Origin of the sequence: Citromicrobium bathyomarinum (assembly GCA_001306305.2) — a bacterium.
Taxonomy (GTDB): domain Bacteria; phylum Pseudomonadota; class Alphaproteobacteria; order Sphingomonadales; family Sphingomonadaceae; genus Alteriqipengyuania; species Alteriqipengyuania bathyomarina.
Map to the genome: position 1 here is coordinate 3,257,472 of CP155577.1, position 13,853 is coordinate 3,271,324.

11 protein-coding genes are annotated in these 13,853 nt (G+C 65.5%); 6 read left to right on the plus strand and 5 right to left on the minus strand.

The annotated features are described in order from the left end of the window. Positions 1 to 2: 2 nt before the first annotated feature. Positions 3 to 1,562, minus strand: coding sequence for a TIGR00341 family protein (locus tag VO57_016535; GenBank protein XBL69715.1), 1,560 nt, complete (start codon positions 1,560 to 1,562; stop codon positions 3 to 5). Positions 1,563 to 1,661: 99 nt separating this feature from the next. Here VO57_016535 and VO57_016540 point away from each other — a divergent pair, with 99 nt between their 5' ends. The 5 genes from VO57_016540 (at position 1,662) to VO57_016560 (ending at position 7,174) form a co-directional block, all read left to right on the plus strand. Then, positions 1,662 to 2,861 carry a toxic anion resistance protein gene (locus VO57_016540; protein ID XBL69716.1) on the plus strand — a complete coding sequence of 400 codons (1,200 nt, stop codon included), beginning with the start codon at positions 1,662 to 1,664 and terminating at the stop codon, positions 2,859 to 2,861. Then, positions 2,862 to 3,626, plus strand: coding sequence for a hypothetical protein (locus VO57_016545; protein ID XBL69717.1), 765 nt, complete (start codon positions 2,862 to 2,864; stop codon positions 3,624 to 3,626). Further along, positions 3,626 to 3,934 carry a polyhydroxyalkanoic acid system family protein gene (locus VO57_016550; GenBank protein ID XBL69718.1) on the plus strand — a complete coding sequence of 103 codons (309 nt, stop codon included), beginning with the start codon at positions 3,626 to 3,628 and terminating at the stop codon, positions 3,932 to 3,934. Before VO57_016545 ends, VO57_016550 begins: the two co-directional genes overlap by 1 nt. A gap of 112 nt (positions 3,935 to 4,046) precedes the next feature. Next, entirely contained in the window at positions 4,047 to 4,622 is a 576-nt protein-coding gene (locus tag VO57_016555; protein ID XBL69719.1) for a biliverdin-producing heme oxygenase, read from the plus strand. Further along, positions 4,619 to 7,174, plus strand: a complete 2,556-nt coding sequence (locus tag VO57_016560) for an HWE histidine kinase domain-containing protein (GenBank protein XBL69720.1) — start codon at positions 4,619 to 4,621, stop codon at positions 7,172 to 7,174. Before VO57_016555 ends, VO57_016560 begins: the two co-directional genes overlap by 4 nt. A gap of 9 nt (positions 7,175 to 7,183) precedes the next feature. On the opposite strand, the gene VO57_016565 is transcribed toward VO57_016560, so the two are convergent. From VO57_016565 to VO57_016580, 4 genes are all read right to left on the minus strand, one after another. Next, positions 7,184 to 7,951, minus strand: coding sequence for a TonB family protein (locus VO57_016565; protein ID XBL69721.1), 768 nt, complete (start codon positions 7,949 to 7,951; stop codon positions 7,184 to 7,186). A gap of 130 nt (positions 7,952 to 8,081) precedes the next feature. Beyond that, positions 8,082 to 10,556 (minus strand): TonB-dependent receptor, encoded by a 2,475-nt coding sequence (locus VO57_016570; GenBank protein XBL69722.1) that lies wholly within the window; start codon positions 10,554 to 10,556, stop codon positions 8,082 to 8,084. A gap of 245 nt (positions 10,557 to 10,801) precedes the next feature. Next, positions 10,802 to 11,731: a 2-oxoglutarate and iron-dependent oxygenase domain-containing protein gene (locus tag VO57_016575; GenBank protein ID XBL69723.1), complete on the minus strand. Its 930-nt coding sequence runs from the start codon at positions 11,729 to 11,731 to the stop codon at positions 10,802 to 10,804. A 10-nt stretch (positions 11,732 to 11,741) separates the two neighbouring features. Beyond that, on the minus strand, positions 11,742 to 13,055 hold the full coding sequence (locus VO57_016580) for a nucleoside transporter C-terminal domain-containing protein (GenBank protein XBL69724.1): 1,314 nt from the start codon (positions 13,053 to 13,055) through the stop codon (positions 11,742 to 11,744). A 135-nt stretch (positions 13,056 to 13,190) separates the two neighbouring features. Between VO57_016580 and VO57_016585 the strand changes: the two genes are divergently transcribed. Continuing rightward, a complete protein-coding gene (locus VO57_016585; protein ID XBL69725.1) occupies positions 13,191 to 13,850 on the plus strand; it encodes a queuosine precursor transporter in 660 nt (219 codons plus the stop codon). Positions 13,851 to 13,853 lie beyond the last annotated feature (3 nt).

Here is a 13,853-nt window from a genome sequence, read left to right on the forward strand (position 1 = left end):
GATCATTCCGGAAGCAACCATTCGGGCTGCACGCCGCCGGTTTCGTCGCCGCCCACCGCGTCGACAGGCTGTATCCCGGCCTCGACCAGCGCCTGCCGCACGCTCGCAACCTGCGCTTCCGGCCCGCGCAGGCGCAGCGGGATGCCGATCCTACGCTGCGCCCAGATCGCCAGCCCTATCGCGCGGCGACCGGCGGCATCGGGCTCTGCGTCTTCGTTGAAGGTGATCTCCGGCAGCGCGCGCAATGGCGGTACGATGCGGATGTCCCAGTCGGGCTCCGTCGCCGCGACCCTGCGTTCCAGTTCCCGATAGGCACCCAGCGTCGCCCCTTCGAGCGGCTGCGCGGTTACCAGCGCGCGACGTCGCTGGAGATCGATGGTGATGTCATCCACCGGCACGCCGGCGAGGATCGAGAGCCGCTGCGCAATGGTATCGGCCTGCTGCCTCGCATCCTGCTGGCGCTCGCTCGCCTCGCGCAGCTGGAGCCGCTGCGCCTCCACCGCGTCGGCGCTTTCGACCTGCATGATCTGCACGCTCACCGGACGCCCCAGAGCCTCTTCCAGCTCCGCCCGCGCGCGGTCCTCCACCTGTGCGGTGCGGAACAGCGTGTCGGTATAGACCTGCGCGGTGACCTCGATCGAATCGTCGAGGAAGCGCACGGTCGGGTCGACGCTCTGCGCCTTGCCCTCGAAGGTATCGAAGAGACCGTCGCGGATCGTGCGCTCCGCCTGCGCCTCCCAGCCGATCTGGTACAGCGACAGGCCCAGCGGCACGGCCAGCGCCACGAACGCCGCGAAGATCAGGAAGGCCTGAAACCGGCTCTGCTTCTCTGTCAGCCGGGTGCTGAAGCCATACCCGCGGGCCATAGCCGTGGCGGTCAGCGCAATCGCGGTCAGGTTGGTGACGAACAGCAGCAGCGCGCCGAAGAAGACCGTCGAATTGAGCGTCGCCAGACCATAGCCGACCGCCGCCAGCGGCGGCATCAACGCGGTCGCGATCGCCACGCCGACAATCGTCCCCTCGCGCCCCCGGATCACCGCGTAGGCGCCCGCGATTGCGGAGAAGATCGCGACCATCAGGTCGAACAGGTTGGGCTGGGTGCGCGAGGCGATCTCCTCCGTCACCACCTGGATCGGGGAGAAGACCACGATCAAGGCGCAGAACAGGATCGCGATCACGGTGCCCAGCACCAGCGAGCGCACGGCCCGGCCCAGCCACCTGAAATCCCCCACCGCAAGCGCGAAGCCGACCCCCATGATGGGGTCCATCAGCGGCGCGATCAGCATCGCCCCGATGACCACCGCAGGCGAGGACAGCAGCATGCCGAGGATCGCGATGCCGGCCGACATGCAGACCATCAGGACATAGCGTCCGGTCAGCTCGCACTCCGCGCGCCGTTTCTCGATCACCGCCTGCTGGTCGACCGTGCCTGCGACCTCGATCGTCCACCAGCGGTTGAAGGCCTTGGCCACGTAGTCGATCCCGATACGACGTTTGCCGGTCGAATTATTCGCGACAGACTGGTCCGTCGTCTGCGAAGGAGAACTGGTGGGCGATTGCATATGTGCGCCATATCGCGGAAAACGCGCCCGGCCAAAGCTTGAAACGCGTGTCTTGCGCGACTAATACAGTCATTGAAGCAGAAGGATTTTTGACCTCTCATGGCGACCCAGAGCGACACCGCAACCGCGACCGAGCTGAACCTCACCCCGCCCGAGCCGATCCCCACCGTGGATGTGGAGAAGGCGGTTGGACTGGTGCCGGTCGACGAAGGCAAGAAGACCGAGCTGGATTCCAAGGTCGACAGCTTCGTCGCCGATCTGATCGCGCATGACACCCGCTCGCCCGAGTTCAGCAAGCGGGTCGACGAGATTTCCAACATGGGTCGCAAGGAAATCGCGGCGGCGTCTTCGATGTCGAACCGCTTCCTCGACCGGCCGGTGCGCGCGATGGACCGCGACCAGGGCGTGGGCGCGAACCTCGCCGAACTGCGCGTCACCGTGGAAGAGCTCGATCCCGCGCGCCGGGGCAAGAGCGGCATTCTGTCGAAGCTGCCCTGGGGCAACAGCCTGAAGGGCTATTTCCGCAGCTACCAGAGCGCGCAGAGCCACATCCAGGCGATCCTCGACAAGCTGCATTCGGGCCGCACCGAATTGCAGAAGGATAACGCCGCGATCGATGTCGAGCGACAGCACCTGTGGGAAGCCATGGGCAAGCTTGAGCAGATGATCCACATCTCCAAGACACTCGACGAACGGCTGGAGGACAAGGCCAACGAACTCGACGCGACCGACCCGGAAAAGGCCAAGGCGATCCGGGAAACCGCGCTGTTCTACGTCCGCCAGCGCACGCAGGACCTGCTGACGCAGATGGCCGTGTCGGTGCAGGGCTACCTCGCGCTCGATCTGGTCAAGAAGAACAATGTGGAGCTGGTGAAGGGCGTCGATCGCGCCAGCACCACCACCGTCAGCGCGCTGCGCACGGCGGTGACCGTGGCCGAAGCGATGACCAACCAGCGGCTGGTGCTGAAACAGATCACCGCGCTCAACGACACCACGGCGGGCATCATCGATTCGACCGGCAAGCTGCTTCGCGAACAGACCGGCAAGATCCACGAACAGGCCGCCGCGAGCACGATCCCGATGCAGACTCTGCAGAACGCCTTCCAGAACATCTACGCGACGATGGACGAGGTCGACACCTTCAAGCTGAAGGCGCTCGACACGATGAAGCAGACGGTCACCACGCTTTCGAGCGAGGTCGAAAAGTCGAAGGAATATATCGCCCGCGCGGAAAGCCAGGCCCAGGCCCAGGCGCAGCTCGATGCATCCGAAGACGCGCTGCTCAAGCTGGAGGGCTAGGTGAACGACCTGACCCGCGACAGCGAGCGCCTGCTCAGTGACAGCCGCCAGCTGCTGATCGACAACCGGGTCGGCGGGCGCCACCGCCGGGTGACCGCGATCGGGCGCGAATCGGCGCAGGTGCGCAACCGGCATCGGCTGAAGAAGCTGCGCAACATCGTAATCGCGGCGGCGGCGATTCTCGCCTTTGCGACCATTGCCGGGATCGTGATCGACGGGATCGGCTTTGTCGGCATCGTCCTCACTTTCTTCGCACTGGTCGCGGCGGCGGGCATCTTCTCGGTCTTTCCGCGCATCTCGATCCCGCAGGCCGGCGACCTCAACAAAGGTACACCGCGCCAGATGGTCGCCCGGACGGAGCTGTGGCTGGAATCGCAGCGCGCCGCCCTGCCCGCGCCCGCCGTGGCGCTGGTCGACGATCTGGGCGTCAAGCTCGACCTGCTCGGCCAGCAGCTCGAAACCGCGCCCGCCAGCCATGATTCGATCCGCGACATTCGCGAACTGGTGGGCGAGACGCTGCCCGAAATGGTCCAGTCCTACACCCGCGTGCCCACCGCCATGCGGACGGAGGAACACGCAGGGGCGACCGCCGACGAGCGGCTGATTGAAGGCTTGAGCAAGATCAGCGGCGAGATCGACTCGATCAATCGCAAGATCGCCGACGGCGCGCTCGACGATCTGGCCGTCCAGCACCGCTATCTCGGCTATCGCTACGGCGACGGGCCGGCGGCGACTGAAAGCTCCAGCGAAGAGGCGCCCCGCTGATGCGAGTGCCGATCAAGCACGACCTGCCGAAGGAAGAGGTCCGCCGCCGCCTGCGCGAGCGCATGCCCGAACTGCCGCAGCACATGCCCGGCGGCGCGGCGGAGATGACCAGCGAATGGCCGAGCGAGGATTGCATGAAGATGTCGGTCGCCGCGATGGGCCAGACCGTGCGCGTCGCGATCGAGATCGAGGAAAAGCAGGTGGTGGTCGCGCTCGACCTGCCGCCGATGCTGTCCTTCTTCAAACCCCTGATCGCCGCGGCAGTGACCGAAAAAGGGACCAAACTGCTCTCCGGCCCGAAATCCTAACTTGATAATGGTTAGGCTGGGAACTTACCTCTTCCTTTGCGGATAGAACAACTTATCGCGCCTTGTGGCTGGTGGCACAGGCTCAGTTTTGGACGGGAAGAGGAACGCGCGAATGACTGCCAGGTGCGGCACAGCACCCGCGTTGCGCGCTCGGCTGCGCGCAGCGACACAAGACGATCACCAGGTACTGGACGATGCACTCGGTCGGCTCGATCTCGCCGATCGGTACGATTACGCCTGCTTTCTGCGGGTGCAATCGCGCGCGCGAATCGGCGTGGAAAGCTGGCTGGCGCGCTGTTGCCCGCCGGAATGGCTGCCACCTGCGCAGACAGGCCTGATCGAGGCCGATCTTGCCGCGCTCGGCTGCGCCGGGGTCGACGCGCTCGATGAGGACGTCCCCCCATTCGCCCACGCCAACGAAGGCCCGGTCGCGTGGCTCGGCGCGGCATGGGTGCTGGCAGGCTCCTCGCTCGGCAACCGGATGATGGAACGAGAGCTGACCGGCCGCGCGCCCGAAGGCTGGCCGATGCAGTTCCTGCGCGATGAAACGATGCCCGCTTTTTTCAAGGCGCTGCGTCCGCTGCTCGCCTCCGACGAGATCAACCCAGGTGCGGAGCGGGCCGCGCGCGCCGTGTTCGCCCATTTCTCGCGCGAAGCCGATCGCCAGCTTGTGGCAATCGCTGCATGAGTGCGGTCGAAACCCAGGTCGATCTGACCAGCTGCGACCGCGAACCGATCCACCAGCTTGGCCATATCCAGTCATTCGGCGCGATGCTGGTCGTCTCGTCAGACCATTACATCGCCCACCATTCCGCAAATGCTGCCGAATTCCTCGGTCTGGAAGCGATTGCGCGGGGGGATTCGCTGGACTCCATTCTGCCCGAACTGACGCTGGAGACCATTCGGGACGCGGCGAAGTGGCTGGTCGAACCGGACGATACCGAGCGGGTCTTCTCGATTGCGGTTCTGGGAAGCGGGCGCGACCGGTTCGATTGCTCGATCCACCGCACTGCCGGGCTCCTGGTGCTCGAATTCGAGCGGCACGATACGGCGGGCTTCGGCAATCACGTCGCCTCGATCCGGCCGATGGTGAACAGGCTCGAGGGCATCGACGGAGTCGAGAATATCTGCCAGGCCGCTGCGAAGCGGCTCAAGGCGCTGCTCGAATTCGACCGGGTCATGGTCTACCGTTTCCACCCGGACGGTTCGGGCGAGGTCATTGCCGAAGCACGCGAAAGTGCGGTCGATAGCTATTCCGGCCTGCGCTATCCCAAGAGCGACATTCCCCAGCAGGCACGCGCGCTCTACCTGCGCAACCGTCTGAGGATCATTGCCGATGTGAACGATACGCCGGTTCCGGTAGTGCCGGGGCAGCGGCTCGATGGCGATCCGATCGACCTCAGCCTGTCGACCCTGCGCTCGGTCTCGCCGATCCATATCGAATATCTGCGCAATATGGGCGTACGCGCCTCGCTCTCGATCTCGATCATCGTGCGCGGACGGCTGTGGGGCCTGTTTGCCTGCCACCACTACCAGCCTCGCGCGCTTGCCTTTTCCAACCGGACGGCGGCGGAGGTGTTCTCGCAGCTCTTTTCGCTGACGCTCGACCGGGCACTGCACGATAGCGGAGAGGCCCGGCGCGCGCTGGGGCAGAACCTGCACGAGCGGCTGATGACCCGGCTCGCCGCAGGGGCAAACCTGCGCGAAACACTCGAGCAGATCGGCCAGTCGATCGGCGATTCGATCCCGCACGACGGGGCGAGCATCTTTATCGACGGCGATTACCGGGCGAGCGGCCATGCCCCCTCGGAAGATGAGTTCCGCCAGATCCTGCCCGCTCTGAACAGCGGGCCGGCCGGGCGCATCCTTGCACGAACCGATCTCGCAAGCGCGATTCCCGAGGCGCAGGCCTTTGCGTCGCGGGCGGCAGGCGCGCTGATCATTCCGGTCTCGCGCCAGGCCCGGGATTATTTCATCCTCTGGCGGCGCGAATTGACACAGGTGGTGACCTGGGCGGGAAATCCGGACAAGGCAGTCGAACGCACGGCCGAGGGCGAACGCCTCGTCCCGCGCAAGAGCTTCGCTGCATGGCAGCAGACGGTCGAGGGGCGCAGCGCCGACTGGACCCAGGCGGAGCTGGATCTGGCCGAAACGCTGCGGATCACCCTGCTGGAGGTAATCCTGAGGCTGACTGATGCCGCCGCGCAGGAACGCAAGCGCGCGGGCGAGCAGCAGGATCTCTTGATCGCCGAGCTCAACCACCGGGTGCGCAACATCCTCAATCTCATCCGCGGGCTGGTCAACCAGTCGCGCCACGAGACGGGCGATGCGGCGACGCTGACCACGCTGATCGGCGGGCGGATTGGCGCGCTGGCAGCGGCACACGACAACCTCACCCGCGACAACTGGGGTCCAACCTCGCTCAAGAAGCTGATCGCGGACGAAGCCGACGCCTATCTCGGTGCCAAGACCACCCGGCTGGCGGTCGAAGGGCGCGACGTGCTGATCGTGCCGCAGGCCTACACCGTGCTGGCGCTGGTGCTGCACGAGATGATTACCAACTCGGCCAAGTACGGCAGCCTGTCGGACCAGTCGGGCGATCTGCTGATCTCGCTGGAGCGAAACGAGGCAGGCGACCTGCTGCTGGGCTGGCAGGAACGCGGCGGGCCACCGGTACGCGCGCCCGAGCGGCGCGGGTTCGGCACGACCATCATCGAGAAGTCGATCCCGCATGAATTGCAGGGTGAGGCCGAGGTCGATTTCGCGCTGGGCGGCCTCAGAGCGCGCTTCACCGTGCCTGCACGCTTCCTCGAAGAAACAGACAAGGATCATGTGGTGAGCGACCTTAAAGACCACGCCGATGCGAGTGCGGGCGCAGAACCTGCGACCGATCTGCCGCAGCGGGTGCTGCTGATCGAGGACAACATGATCATCGCGCTCGATACCGAAGAGATGCTGCGCGAGCTCGGCGTGCCCGAGGTGCTCGTGTCGGGCAGCGTGACCCAGGCACTCCGGGCGATCGAGAAAGAGGTGCCCGATTTCGCGGTGCTCGACTTCAACCTCGGCGAGGAATCGAGCGAGCCGGTCGCGCGCGAGCTTGCGCGCAGGGGTGTCCCGTTCGTGCTCGCAACCGGATACAGCGCGAAGGAAGTGCAGTTCGAGGAGCTGGGTGCCCGGGCGATCCTGAAGAAGCCCTACGACAAGTCCGATCTGGCGAAGGCGCTGACCAAGGGCGCGTAGCAGCGCCGGTCAGTTCCCCCGGCGCTCGAAATAGCGCTGCTGGTAGAGGAAGCGCGAGGGCACGGGATTGCCCGCAGCATCGCGCGCAGGTTCGAAGCGGATCTGCGTCGCCGACAGCTCGCACACCTTGGCGTCGGTTTCGGGAAAGCCGCTGCTCCGCGTTACGCGGCAATCGGTCACCCGCCCCTGTGCGGATACCTCCAGCGCGACGATCGTGCGCGTACCGACCCGCGCGGCACGCCCGCCGGGCGGAATTCCGAAGGCGGAGACGTCGCTGATCCAGCGGGTCAGCACCGGCTGGGTGACTACGCCGCCCCCACCACCGCCCTGCCCGTTCCCGCCCGCGCCGGTTCCGCTGCCCTCTCCGGATGCACCGGTGCCCTCGCCCGCGTCTGCCGCGCCGGAGCGGTTGGCATCGCCGGTAGAGGCGGCGCGCGGCGCCGGGTTGCGGCTGGGTAGCGGGATCGGCGGCTGCGGGGCAGCAACCTCGCGCGGTTTCGCACGCTCGCCCGGATCGCCTTGCGCACCGGCGGCATCCTCTGGCGGGCCCACAGCCCGTGCCGCCGCGGCAGTCTGGGTCGGTGTCGGGCTGGGTGAGGGGCGCGGCGGGGTGAGGTCGAACGCGGCAAAGCCGGCGTCCTGATCCAGCGGGATCAGGTCGGGGGCGAACGCGCGGATCAGCCCGTAGAGCACTGCGGCATGCAGCAGAACGATGCCGCCCAGCACCGGCAGGCTGGGTCGCGCCCTGTCTTCCGAAAATCCCCGTGCGCTGTCCATGTCCTGTGAAACTCCGCGCGCGCGGCGCGGGTTCCACGGGGCCACGGTCTCCCAAAAACGAAGAACGGCGACCTCCCGCTGTGGGAGGCCGCCGCTTTTCAAATCGAACGTTGCCGTTCGCGTGTCTGGATCAGAAGCCCCAGATCAGCGAGGCGGTGATCGCCCGCGGCGGGCCGATGTTCACGAACTCGCCGCTGGTGGTCAGGCCGGTCGAAGCCGAACCGACATAAACCTCGTCGAACAGGTTCGTGACGTTCACCTGGAAGTAGGCCTTCTCGAGATCCTCGTTGAAGGTAGCCAGCGGCAGGCGGACGTCGATATCGGCCACGGTGTAACCCGGCAGGGTGATCGTGTTGATATCGTTCAGGTAACGATCGCCGGTCCGCTTGACCTGGAAACCGATCTCGATCGGGCCGAGGTTACCCTGGGCGCGCGCACCGATGGTGTATTCCGGAATGCCTGCTTCACGCTTGCCGGCGGTCGGAGCGAAGGTGGTCGCACCGGTCTGCACGTCGTCCTTGATGTCGGAGGCGACATAGGAACCCCAGACATACAGCGACAGCGCACGGATCGGCTGCCACGCGATGCTGCCGTCCACACCGTACTTGTCGACCTGACCCAGGTTGCGGGTGATGGTCCGATCGAGGATCGGATCATAGGCCGACTTCAGACGGTCCTGGTAGCGGCTGAACCAGCCCGAAAGCTGCGCCTGGACGGTGCGGGTCTGGTAGCGAACGCCCAGATCGAACGCGTCCGAGGTTTCCGGAGCGGGCGCAACGCCGACGTAGAGCGAACCGTAGAGGTCATCCGTGCCGGGAACCGAGAGGTTCTTGGCGTAGCTGGCGAAGACGCTGGCTTCCGGGGTGAAGTTGTAGGTCAGCCCGACGTTCGGGAGCAGCTTGTTGTAGTCGTACTTGACCGAGGTCGGTGCGACGGCGTTGGGGTTCGCAGCCAGATAGGCGGTGATGTTCGCATCGCCGTTGATGCAGTTCACGTTGCCCGAGGCATCGGTGGTCACGCAGTACTGGTTGAGGTCGCGGGTGAAGAACGGCGCACGGACACCGACCTGGGCGACCAGATCGCCGAACTCGCCGCGATATTCCGCCGAAGCCTGATGCAGGGTCGCGAACGACTTGCGGTTACGCTTCTGCGGAGCAATCCCGCTGCTGTCGAGCAGCGGATCGTCGATCGGGAACACGCTCACGGGTTCGCCATTGGTCAGCAGCGAACCGGAGGTGCCGGTCTGACGGTGACGCGCACGGTCGAACGTGTAGGCGAGACGGATGCGCTGACCTTCGGCGATGTCGTAGATCAGGTTGGCGATCACGCCATAGCGGTTGGTCTGCGTGTTGCTGGGCGAGCCGATCGTGACGTAATCCAGCGTGTCGCCGTCGCCGTTCAGGTCGGTACCACCGAAGTAGTAGTACTGGGTCGAACGGGTGCTGCGCTGCGGGTTGCGCGGATCGGTGCGGAAGATGCCGCCGGTGAAGCCGTCGGGCGAGAAGCCTTCGAAGCCGATCGAGGTGCCGCCGCCATTGGCCTTCACGTACTGGAAGCTCGGGTCGACGGTCAGCGTCAGGTTGTCGCTGAGCGTGAAGCGCGAGTTCAGGCGGATGTTGGCGGTGTTCGACGGGTTGTAACGACGCTCGAACGGGGTGCCGCAGCTGTTGTACTCGTCCTGGACGCCCGGGGTGGCCGGGGCCAGCGTGCAGGGCGTGCCGTCGGACAGCTCGTAGAAGCGGTCTTCGGGATCAACGACCGAGTAACCGTCGGCACCGCTGAACCGCGCGGGCGAGCCGTTGAAGTTGTTGCGGTTGATATTGTAGTGGCCGGCGAGCGAGATGAAGTCGCCGTTCACGCCGATCGGCTGGAAGATCTTGGCGTTGTACTGTTGCTTGTCGACGCCGCCGTAGTTCGAGAACACCGAGTCGTTCTCGGTCCGCGAAGCGGTGACGTAGGCGCGCAGGCCGCCCGAGGTGATGTTGCCGGTTTCGAGCTTGGCGAAGCCGCGATACATCATGCGGTCGCCCGGGTTACCGCGCGCGATGATGTTGCCGTAGGTGATGCTGGTCATCACGCCGAACTCTTCGTCCGGGTTCTTCGAGCGGATGTTGATCGTGCCGCCGGCGGCCGATGCGGTCGGGCTGTCGACGTCGGTCGAGCCGAGCGTGACGGTCGCGTACTCGATGATTTCCGGATCGAGCATCTGGTTGGTGTAGAGCGCGTAGTTGCCCGAGTCGTTCAGCGGAATGCCGTCGAACGTCTGCGAGATACGGTCGGACGAGAACCCGCGGATGGTGAAGCTGCCACCGAGCGAACCGAACGGGTCGTTGTTGGTGAAGCTGACGCCGGGGACGAGGTTCAGCGTGTCGTTGATCGTCTGGCCGGGAGTCTGGCGACGGATCAGTTCCGAGTCGACCTGGACCTTGGCCTTGGGCGAATCGGGAATGTCGATGCCGGCGACGTCGGTCGAACGGGCGCCGCTGACGATGATGACGTTTTCATCATCGAAGTCGACCGAGCCGGTCGACTGGGCATAGGCCGGGGCCGAGGCCGCGGCGGTGAGGCCGACAACACTGGTTGCCAGCAAATACTTGAGCTTCATGGAAGGTTCCTTTGAGGACGCTCTGGACGGGAATCGCAAATGCTACGGGCCGACCCCCAGGGCCGGTCGAGCGCCCCCTAACGCCAAATTTGTGACAGGCAAATTACGCCTCGGGGGTTGCGAGCCCCTCGCGCCACTAATGCCACTCAAGCTCTTGAGAGTTATGGATTTTTAAGTGTTGCCGCAGTGCAACATACGGGAGATTAATGTGATTGTCACATTATGACGCGCGCGAAACGCCGATTTCAGGCCAGTTTGATCTCGCGCAGCCGCTGCATCAGAAAATCATGCGCCAGAATCGGTTCCGGCGCAGACGCCTCCTCGCCCTGCGTAATGCACGAGGGCAGCGGATCGATCAGGTAGTCCGGACGGAAGTGGAGGAAGAAGGGCATCGAATAGCGTGCCCTGCGCACCGCATCGCCGCGCGGATTGACCACCCGGTGCGTGGTCGAGCGCAGGCGGCCATTGGTCAGCCGTTCCAGCATGTCGCCGATATTGACCGCCAGCGCGCCCGGCGGCGGGCTGACCGCGAGCCATTCGTCCTTCTTCGTCAGCAGTTCCAACCCTGCCTCTTCCGCACCCAGCAGCATGGTGATCGCGTTGATGTCCCCGTGCGGTGCGGCACGGATCGCGCCGTCGGGCGCGTCCTCTGGCAGCGGCGGATAGCGCAGCAGGCGCAGGACAGAATTGCCATCCTCGATCGCAGGATCGAAGAAGCGCGGGTCTTCACCCAGATGAATCGCGATCGCGGAGAGCACGCGCCGCCCGCTCGCCTCCAGCGCGAGGTACAGCTCGCGCATGGTCGCCTCGTACTCGGGCACCTCGGCGGGCCACACGTTGGGCTCCATGAACTGGGCCAGCGGGTGGTCGGCAGGCAGATCGCGGCCGACGTGCCAGAATTCCTTGAGGTCGAAGACCTCGGCATCCTTGGCCTGTTCCTGGCCGAACGGAGTATAGCCGCGCGCGCCGCCGATCCCTTCGATCTTGTAGGCGCGCTTGGTCTCTTCCGGCAGGGCGAAGAAGGCGCGGCTCGCCTTTTCGGCGCGCGCGATCAGTTCCTCCGGCACGCCATGATCGCGCACGATGGCAAAGCCATATTCGGCGAAGCTCTCGCCCAGATCGCGGGCGATGTCTTCGAGCGGACGGTCGAGCGAGACGGATGCGATAGTCGACATGGGAAACCTTTTAGGCGGGCAGGAAGAGCCCGGCCAGCGCCGCGCTCATCAAATTGGCGAGCGACCCGGCAAGCAGGGCGCGCACGCCAAGCTTGGCGATTACGGGGCGCTGGTTGGGCGCCAGCCCGCCGGTCACCGCCATCTGGATCGCGATCGAACTGAAATTGGCGAAGCCGCACAGCGCGAAGGTGATGATCGCACGGGTCCGCTCCGAAATATCGGCGGCACCGATCTGGCCGAGGTCGATGAAGGCGACGAATTCGTTGAGCACGATCTTGGTACCGAACAGCCCGCCCGCCACGCCCGCGTCTTCCCACGGCACGCCGATCAGGAACATGATCGGCGCGAAGATGTAGCCGAGCAGCTGCTGGAACGAGAGCTCGGGATAGCCGAACCACATGCCGACCCAGCCGAGCACGCCGTTCGCCAGCGCGACCAGCGCCACGAACGCCAGCAGCATCGCGCCGACCGCGACAGCCAGCTTGACCCCGGTCTGCGCGCCCTGGGCCGCAGCCTCGATCACGTTGGCGGGCCGCTCTCCCTCTTCGAAGGTATCGGTGGCCTCCACCTCGTGCGTCTCGCGCCGCTCGGTGATGGCGGCGGGCCCTTCGGCGCTGATCCGGCCGCGCGGCAGGCTCAGCTCGCCCTCGGCCTCGGGCGAGGCGTCGTCGACATCGGGCATGATGATCTTCGCCATCAGGATGCCGCCGGGCGCGGACATGAAGGCGGCAGCGAGCAGGAAAGGCAGGTATTCATTGCCCAGCAGCCCCGCATAGGCCGCGAGGATCGTACCCGCGACGCCCGCCATCCCGACGGTCATCAGCGTGAACAGCCGGCTGGGAGCGAGCGCGGCGAGATAGGGCCGGACGACCAGCGGGCTTTCCGACTGGCCGACGAAGATATTGGCCGCCGAACCCAGCGCCTCGACCTTGCTGATCCCGGTCAGGAAGCCGATCGCGCCGCCCAGCCAGCGCACGATCACCTGCATGATCCCGAGGTGGTAGAGGATCGACACCAGCGCCGCGAAGAACACGATCACCGGCAGCGCGCCTAACGCGAAGGTGTTCTGCAGCGGATTGTCCGCCCCGAACAGGAAGGCGGTGCCAGCATCCGCGTAGGAGAGCAGCGCGGCAACCCCGGCGCTCATCTCGCGGATCACCATCCGTCCGCCCGAGGTTCGCAGAATGAGAAAGGCCAGCAGCGCCTGCAGCGCAAAGGCCGAGACCACGACCCGAAGCCGGATCTTGCGTTTGGCATTGGAGAGCAGGAAGGCGAAGGCAAGGATCGCAACGATCCCAAGCAGGCTGGCAAGCACTGGCGGCATATTTGGCTTTCGGGTCGTCTGCGGGAAGAACTCGCCCCTTCGCCTGTTCGGCGGAGGTAGTCAATTCGTGCGGTGACAACAGGTTCCCGCCGTCATCCCTTTTCTTTTGCCCGCGCCGATCATAAGCGGAGGCGGATGGATCACACAGCACCTGCGCCGGCCCCGGCGATTCCCCGCCCGCTTTTCGTCTATGCGCTGCTTTACGGCGGGATGACGGTGCTGGCGGGCGTGCTCGGCTTCAAGCAGATCGCGCTGCCGCTGGGCTTCACCACGCTGGCGGTCGAGTCGGGGATTTTCGCGTTCCTGATGCTGGTCGCGATTTCCAGCGCGATTTCCCAGCTTTACGGGCGCGGCATGGCGAACCGGCTGGTGCTGTGGGGATTCGCCCCGCTGGGCCTCTCGATCCTTCTGATCCAGCTGGTGCTTGCCTTCCCGCCCAGCCCTCAGATGCCGCCAGAAAACCTCGCCGCCTTCGAAACCGTGCTCAGCCAGACCGGGCGAATCATGATCGCCGGGCCGATCGCCTATGGCGTATCGCTGCTGCTCAACGTCTGGCTGTTCGAGAAACTGCGCGGCGACGGAGACGGGGGTGGTTTCTGGATGATGCTGCGCGGCGGGTTTGCCTCGGCGGTCAGCCAGGCGGTCGACACGCTGATCTTCATTACGGTCGCGTTCTACGGCCAGTTCGACATCGTGCCGCTGCTGATCGGGCAGGCGATTGCCAAGGTCGTGCTCAGCTTCGTGCTGGTCCCGCTGATCATCTGGGTTCTGGTCCGCTTCGCCAGAGAGGGCTGACGC

Excerpts from the sequence above, each read along its gene's own strand:
- VO57_016535 (XBL69715.1), bottom strand. The coding sequence starts at position 1,562 with ATGCAATCGCCCACCAGTTCTCCTTCGCAGACGACGGACCAGTCTGTC.
- VO57_016540 (XBL69716.1), top strand. The coding sequence starts at position 1,662 with ATGGCGACCCAGAGCGACACCGCAACCGCGACCGAGCTGAACCTCACC.
- VO57_016550 (XBL69718.1), top strand. The coding sequence starts at position 3,626 with ATGCGAGTGCCGATCAAGCACGACCTGCCGAAGGAAGAGGTCCGCCGC.
- VO57_016555 (XBL69719.1), top strand. The coding sequence starts at position 4,047 with ATGACTGCCAGGTGCGGCACAGCACCCGCGTTGCGCGCTCGGCTGCGC.
- VO57_016560 (XBL69720.1), top strand. The coding sequence starts at position 4,619 with ATGAGTGCGGTCGAAACCCAGGTCGATCTGACCAGCTGCGACCGCGAA.
- VO57_016565 (XBL69721.1), bottom strand. The coding sequence starts at position 7,951 with ATGGACAGCGCACGGGGATTTTCGGAAGACAGGGCGCGACCCAGCCTG.
- VO57_016570 (XBL69722.1), bottom strand. The coding sequence starts at position 10,556 with ATGAAGCTCAAGTATTTGCTGGCAACCAGTGTTGTCGGCCTCACCGCC.
- VO57_016575 (XBL69723.1), bottom strand. The coding sequence starts at position 11,731 with ATGTCGACTATCGCATCCGTCTCGCTCGACCGTCCGCTCGAAGACATC.
- VO57_016580 (XBL69724.1), bottom strand. The coding sequence starts at position 13,055 with ATGCCGCCAGTGCTTGCCAGCCTGCTTGGGATCGTTGCGATCCTTGCC.
- VO57_016585 (XBL69725.1), top strand. The coding sequence starts at position 13,191 with ATGGATCACACAGCACCTGCGCCGGCCCCGGCGATTCCCCGCCCGCTT.